The following is a 6,273-nucleotide window of genomic DNA, read 5'->3' on the forward strand; positions in this document are numbered from 1 at the left end:
GCTACCTGACCGGGGCTCCTAGCGCTCCCGCGTCGGGGGAGCCGGCAGCCGGGCGCCCTCCTTGGCCAGCGGGACCGCCTTGCCGTCCGAGCCCACGACCGCACGGTCACCCAGCGGCTCGTCCAGCTGCACGGTCTTCTGGAACTGCTTCGCGATCATGATGCAGACCTTGTCCGGCCACGCGGTCGAGGTCACCTCGACCGTCACCTCGTCGCCCTTCTCGCTCGCCTTCACGTCGTAGTCGGCGCACACCCCGCCCGTGAAGGACACGGTCAGTTCCGACCCCTCGGCCCGGTAGCCGTCCACCTCTACGTTGCGCGGCCCGGGCGTCGACGTCGGCTTGTCACTCGGCTCGCTCGGCGTAGCGGAGGTCAGATACTTCGGGTCGACCGCCGGGTACGTCACCGTGAACGGGTCCTTCGCACCCGGCGCCGTCACCTCGAACAGCCAGGACGGCACCAGCGCCTGGCGGCCGTCCACGAAGTGCGAGGCCAGTCCGAACACCGCGTTCTCGACCGTGACCGAGTCCTGCTCCGGAGCGCCGCTCGCCGGCGATCCGCAGGGCTGCTCCAGCCGGTCCTTCAGCGGCACGGCACTGGCGCAGCCGCCGATGCCCATCCGGTGGTCGGTCTTCGGCCGGGTCTCCATCAGCTCCAGCGCCTTCTTGGCGCTGACCACGGGGTACGTGTCCCCCTTCACCGGCGCCTTCAGCTGACCGCTGCCGCCTACGACCTCGCCCTCGGCGCCGACCGTGACCCCGGTGTTCCAGCCGTGGGTCGGCAGCCCGCCGACCTCGGGAGCGGCGTTCACCACCCGCTGGGCGCCCATGACCTGGCTCGCGTCGAGCTTCGCGTCGTCCTGACCCAGCGCCTTCAGCACGGGCGCCGCGGCCTTCTCGGCCTCCGCCTCGCTCACCGGGGTGCCGCCGGACTGCGGAGCCGTGCAGGTGTCGGTGCCCTTGCAGTTGTCGGTGCCCGGGGCGTAGCGGTTGAACGTCCAGGCTCCCGGCGCCTGCTTGTTCACCTGGAGGTTCGGTCCCGAACCGTCCTGACCGGCCCCGACCTTCCAGGCCTCGCCCTGTGCCACCGGCGTCCCCTCGACCCCGAGGGCCTTCGCCAGCCGGGCCACGTCCTCCTTGGTCACCTCGCCCCGCGCCCGGTACACCGGGGCTTCGCCGGGGCCGTCCGGCAGCGTGCCGCCGAGCTTGTAGGTGGCGCCGTAGGGGTTGGGCTCGCCGGGCGCGATGCCGTTGCCCTCGCCGGAGGTCGATTCCGAGTACCCGTCGAGCGCGAGCGGCGGGGGAGTGTCGTCCCCACCGGGGGCGCCGGACGTCTGTCCGCCGCCCGACCCGCCGGACACGTTGGTGGCGAGCCAGGCTCCGCCCCCGCCGATCAACAGCACGGCTGCCGCGGCGACGGCGATGATCGCGGGCGTCCGGGGCCGCCCGCCGCCCGGGTGGGCCAGTTCCTCCTGGTCGCGGGGCAGATCGTTGTCCGGCACCTCGGTGGCTGCCGCGTCTGCCGCGCCTGCCGCCCGGTCCGGGGCCGAGTCGGCTTCGTCGACGCCGGTGCTCTCGGTGCCGGCCTCGGGTTCCGGTGCGGCTGCCGCTGCCGCTGCCGCTGCCGCTGCCTTCGCCGTGTCGTCGGCCGAGGCTTCAGGGGCCGGGTCGGCCTCAGCGGCCTGCTCCGTCTCGGCGACCTCGGGCGTGTCGGCCTCACGGGACTCGGCGCCCGGAGCCTCGGAATCCTGGCCGGCTTCGGCGTCGGCGCCCTCGCCGGACTCCGCCTCGTTCTGGGCGTCCGCCGAGCCCCCGTCCTCGGCGGAAGCCGAACCCGCCTCCGTCTCGTCCTGCGCGTCCGCCGAACCCCGTTCACCGTCGGAGACGCCCCCGATGTCCCGGGCAGGGTCGGCGGCGGCTCCTGCGCCGCCCGCTTCCCTGGCGTCGTCGTCGTGGTCGGGTCGCTCGGTGTTCACCGCATCGCTCCTTCGGCTGCACAGCCATCCCATAGGACCCGGACCGGTCACACACGGGCGGCTGGTGGGTCGTATCCCGCCTCCCCTTTACGGGGGACAGCGATGGGACGCAGCGGGGGAGCACACGGTTCCCGCAGGGGCCCGCTCAGTCCCCGTAGTCCGACATGGCGTCGAGCAGCCGGGCCGACGCCGGGGGTACGGTCACACCGTGAATCAGGGCCGGGGAGACGGGCCGGGACGCGATCCGGTCGGGAGCCGCCCAGTGGGGAGCCATCCGCGCCCCGTCACCCGGCAGCGACGCCAGATCGCCTTCGAGGTCGACCGGAACGGGTGCCTGGACCTTGAGGTTCGTCATAACGGCACCGTAGGCACGCTCGAGCTCGCGGAGAAAGATCTACTATCGGGTAGTTTCGTTGCCTTCAGAGCTGCCCCGTCCACCCGATAGCGTGAAGTGTCAAGGCCCGCCTCCCTCAGGAGAATCCACGCCGTGCGCATCGCAGTCACCGGCTCCATCGCCACCGACCACCTCATGACCTTCCCCGGCCGCTTCGCCGACCAGCTCGTCGCGGACCAGCTGCACACGGTCTCGCTGTCGTTCCTGGTCGACAAGCTCGACGTCCGCCGCGGCGGCGTCGCCGCGAACATCGCGTTCGGCATGGGACAGCTCGGCACCCGGCCGATCCTGGTCGGCGCCGCGGGCGCGGACTTCGACGAGTACCGCGCCTGGCTCGACCGGCACGGCGTCGACACCGACTCCGTCCGCATCTCCGACACGCTGCACACCGCCCGCTTCGTGTGCACGACCGACGCCGACCACAACCAGATCGGCTCCTTCTATACGGGCGCCATGAGCGAGGCCCGCCTCATCGAGCTGAAGACCGTCGCCGACCGGGTCGGCGGACTCGACCTGGTCTCCATCGGCGCGGACGACCCGGAGGCGATGCTCCGCCACACCGAGGAGTGCCGCTCCCGGTCCATCCCGTTCGCCGCCGACTTCTCCCAGCAGATCGCCCGGATGGACGGCGAGGAGATCCGCATCCTGCTGGACGGGGCGACGTACCTCTTCTCCAACGAGTACGAGAAGGGCCTCATCGAGAACAAGACCGGCTGGAGTGACGCTGAGATCCTGTCCCGGGTGGGCCACCGGGTGACCACCCTCGGCGCGCGCGGCGTCCGCATCGAGCGGGTCGGCGAGGACCCGATCGAGGTCGGCACGCCGGACGAGGAGCGCAAGGCCGACCCCACGGGCGTCGGCGACGCGTTCCGCGCGGGCTTCATGTCGGGCCTCGCCTGGGGCGTCTCCCTGGAGCGGGCCGCGCAGGTCGGCTGCATGCTGGCGACTCTCGTCATCGAGACGGTGGGTACGCAGGAGTACCAGCTGCGGCGTGGGCACTTCATGGAGCGGTTCACCAAGGCGTATGGGGATGAGGCGGCGGTGGAAGTGCAGGGGCATCTGGCCTGACCGTCGCCGAGTGCGGGTGCGTGGGGGCTGGTCGCGCAGTTCCCCGCGCCCCTGAACAGGGGCGTTCAGCTCACCCGGCGGATCGTGTACGCCGTTCCTTGGTCCGCCGGTTTCTCCCCTACGTACTCCTGGCCCCGCATCTCGCACCACGCGGGAATGTCCAGCCGCGCCGCCTCGTCATCCGACAGGACCCGCACCAGGCCGCCCACCGGCACATCGCCGATGACCTTGGCGAGCTCGATGACCGGAATCGGGCACCTCTTGCCCAGCGAGTCCACGACCAGCACGTCGGCCTCCCGCACCACCGTCTCGGAGGGCGCCCCCAGCTTCTCCCGCACCGCGGCCACCGCCCGGGGAAGCACCTCCAGGAAGCGCTCCACATCCTCCTGCGCCGCCCCCGGCGGCAGCGACACCCGCACATTCCCCTCGCTCAGCACACCCATCGCCCGCAGCACATGGCTCGGCGTCAGCGTGCTGCTCGTGCAGGACGATCCGGAGGAGACCGAGAACCCCTCCCGGTCCAGCTCGTGCAGCAGCGCCTCTCCGTCGACATAGAGACAGGAGAAGGTGACGACCCCGGGCAGCCGGTGCACCGGATCCCCGACCACCTCGACATCGGGCACCAGCCCCGGCACCCGGGCCCGGATCCGCTCCGTCAGCTCCCGCAGCCGGGCGGACTCCCCGGCCGTCTCCACCCGTACGGCCCGCAGCGAAGCCGCCGCGGCCACGATCGCCGGGATGTTCTCGAAACCGGCCGCCCGCCCCGACTCCCGCTCGTCCACCGGCCCTTGCGCCGAGAACCGCACGCCCTTGCGCACCACGAGCAGCCCGACCCCCGACGGCCCGCCCCACTTGTGCGCACTGGCCGCGAGCAACGACCAGTCCCCTTCCACCGGCCCCCACCCGAGCGACTGCGCGGCATCCACCAGCAACGGCACCCCGGCCTCCCGGCACCGCTCGGCCACCGCCGCGACGGGCTGCTCCGTCCCCACCTCGTGATTGGCCGACTGGAGACAGGCCAGCGCGGTGTCCCCGCGCAGGGCATCGCCGTACGCCGCCGGATCCACCGCCCCGCCCCGGTCGACCGGCACCTGGGTGACGGAACCGCCGCCCGCCGCGTGCACCTCGGCCGAATGGAGTACCGAAGAATGTTCGACCGCCGACACGATCAGGTGGCGCCCGGCCCGCCGCCGCCCGGCCAGCGCCCCCGCAATCCCCGCATGCACGGCACGCGTTCCGGACGAGGTGAACACCAGCTCGTCCGCCCGGCACCCCACCGCCTCGGCAGCGGCCTCCCGAGCGGCGTCCAACAGCATCCGTGCCCGTCGCCCCTCCCTGTACAGCCGCGCGGGATCCGCCCACCCCTCATCGAGAGAGGCCAGCAGAGCCTGCCGCGCAACAGAATGAAGCGGAGCACCAGAAGCAGCATCGAAGTAGGCCACACAGCAACGCTAAATCGCCGAGCAGTGGAGTGTGCCTCAGGGGCGCGGGGAACTGCGCGAACAACCACAATCAAGCCCGCACCCGCCAAACAAGCGAACACCCCACCCCACTAGGCACCCCTCCTAGAGAACCCCCGGAGGGCGTCGGCTAGGGTTTGGTCCGCATAAACATCCAAACCCCTGCCCGACGCAGGGCGGCGACCGACCAGCGAGAAGGCCAGGCCGCAGCCGACCGCGCGGGCGAGACTCTCGGGAAGGCGCTACGTGAGTCCCAACGGCTCCGACCGCTCGCCGCGGCGCCCGATGCGGCGGAAGCTGCTGCAAGGCATGACCGCGGGCCTGGTCCTGGCGACAGCCACCGGTTGCTCGTACAACTGGGAAGACTTCCCCCGCCTTGGTATGCCCACCCCGACCACGGAAGAGGCTCCGCGGATCCTCTCCCTGTGGCAGGGGTCCTGGGCGGCTGCGCTCGCCGTCGGCGTGCTGGTGTGGGGTCTGATCCTGTGGAGTGCTTTCTTCCACCGGCGCAGCCGCACCAAGGTCGAAGTTCCCCCACAGACCCGGTACAACATGCCCATCGAGGCGCTGTACACCGTGGTCCCGCTCATCATCGTCTCGGTGCTGTTCTACTTCACCGCTCGTGACGAGTCCGAGCTGCTCAGCCTCAAGAAGAAGCCCGACGTCACGGTCAACGTGGTCGGCTTCCAGTGGAGCTGGTGCTTCAACTACATCGAGCCCGTCGCGGGTTCCACCGGTGACGCCAAGACCTCCAAGGACCTGGACGCGATCCCGGACCGGTTCAAGGAAGACTTCCCGGCCAACGCCGGCGGCGCCTACGACTGCGGTACCCCCGGTACGCGGAACCCGCAGACCAACAACCCCGGTCCGACGCTCTGGCTGCCCAAGGGCAAGACGGTCCGCTTCGTGCTGACCTCGCGTGACGTCATCCACTCCTTCTGGGTGGTGCCGTTCCTGATGAAGCAGGACGTCATCCCGGGCCACACCAACGCCTTCGAGGTGACCCCCAACAAGGAGGGCACCTTCCTGGGCAAGTGCGCCGAGCTCTGCGGCGTCGACCACTCTCGGATGCTGTTCAACGTGAAGGTCGTCTCCCCCGAGCGCTACGAGCAGCACCTCAAGGACCTCGTGGACAAGCAGCAGAACGGTTACGTTCCTGCCGGCATCGCGCAGACGAGCCACGAGAAGAACCGGGAGACGAACAACCTGTGAGCATCCTCAACGAACCCCAGGGTGCCGCGGCAGCAGGGTCCCACTATGCGGACGAGTTGCCGGTCAGGCGCCAGAACCGCGGCAGTGTCGTGGTCAAGTGGCTGACGACGACGGACCACAAGACGATCGGCACGCTGTACCTGGCGACGTCGTTCGCGTTCTTCG

5 protein-coding genes are annotated in these 6,273 nt (G+C 70.8%); 2 read left to right on the plus strand and 3 right to left on the minus strand.

What is annotated here, in order from left to right; all coding sequences use genetic code 11:
• Positions 1–18 precede the first annotated feature (18 nt).
• Positions 19–1,974: a hypothetical protein gene (locus ACWIF2_RS39640; protein WP_454366427.1), complete on the minus strand. Its 1,956-nt coding sequence runs from the start codon at positions 1,972–1,974 to the stop codon at positions 19–21.
• Positions 1,975–2,119: 145 nt separating this feature from the next.
• Entirely contained in the window at positions 2,120–2,329 is a 210-nt protein-coding gene (locus ACWIF2_RS39645; protein ID WP_189724603.1) for a hypothetical protein, read from the minus strand.
• 132 nt (positions 2,330–2,461) lie between these two features.
• Here ACWIF2_RS39645 and ACWIF2_RS39650 point away from each other — a divergent pair, with 132 nt between their 5' ends.
• Positions 2,462–3,436: a carbohydrate kinase family protein gene (locus tag ACWIF2_RS39650; protein WP_454366429.1), complete on the plus strand. Its 975-nt coding sequence runs from the start codon at positions 2,462–2,464 to the stop codon at positions 3,434–3,436.
• Positions 3,437–3,501: 65 nt separating this feature from the next.
• Here ACWIF2_RS39650 and ACWIF2_RS39655 read toward each other — a convergent pair whose 3' ends face one another.
• A complete protein-coding gene (locus tag ACWIF2_RS39655) occupies positions 3,502–4,878 on the minus strand; it encodes an aminotransferase class V-fold PLP-dependent enzyme (protein ID WP_454366431.1) in 1,377 nt (458 codons plus the stop codon).
• 264 nt (positions 4,879–5,142) lie between these two features.
• Here ACWIF2_RS39655 and ctaC point away from each other — a divergent pair, with 264 nt between their 5' ends.
• Positions 5,143–6,108 (plus strand): aa3-type cytochrome oxidase subunit II, encoded by a 966-nt coding sequence (gene ctaC, locus ACWIF2_RS39660; RefSeq protein WP_391104919.1) that lies wholly within the window; start codon positions 5,143–5,145, stop codon positions 6,106–6,108.
• Positions 6,109–6,273: the final 165 nt, after the last annotated feature.

The sequence above is a fragment of the Streptomyces sp. NPDC055506 genome, from assembly GCF_053643595.1.

Bases quoted from the DNA above. Each gene is read 5' to 3' on its own strand.
- ACWIF2_RS39645 (WP_189724603.1), bottom strand. From the start codon at position 2,329: ATGACGAACCTCAAGGTCCAGGCACCCGTTCCGGTCGACCTCGAAGGC.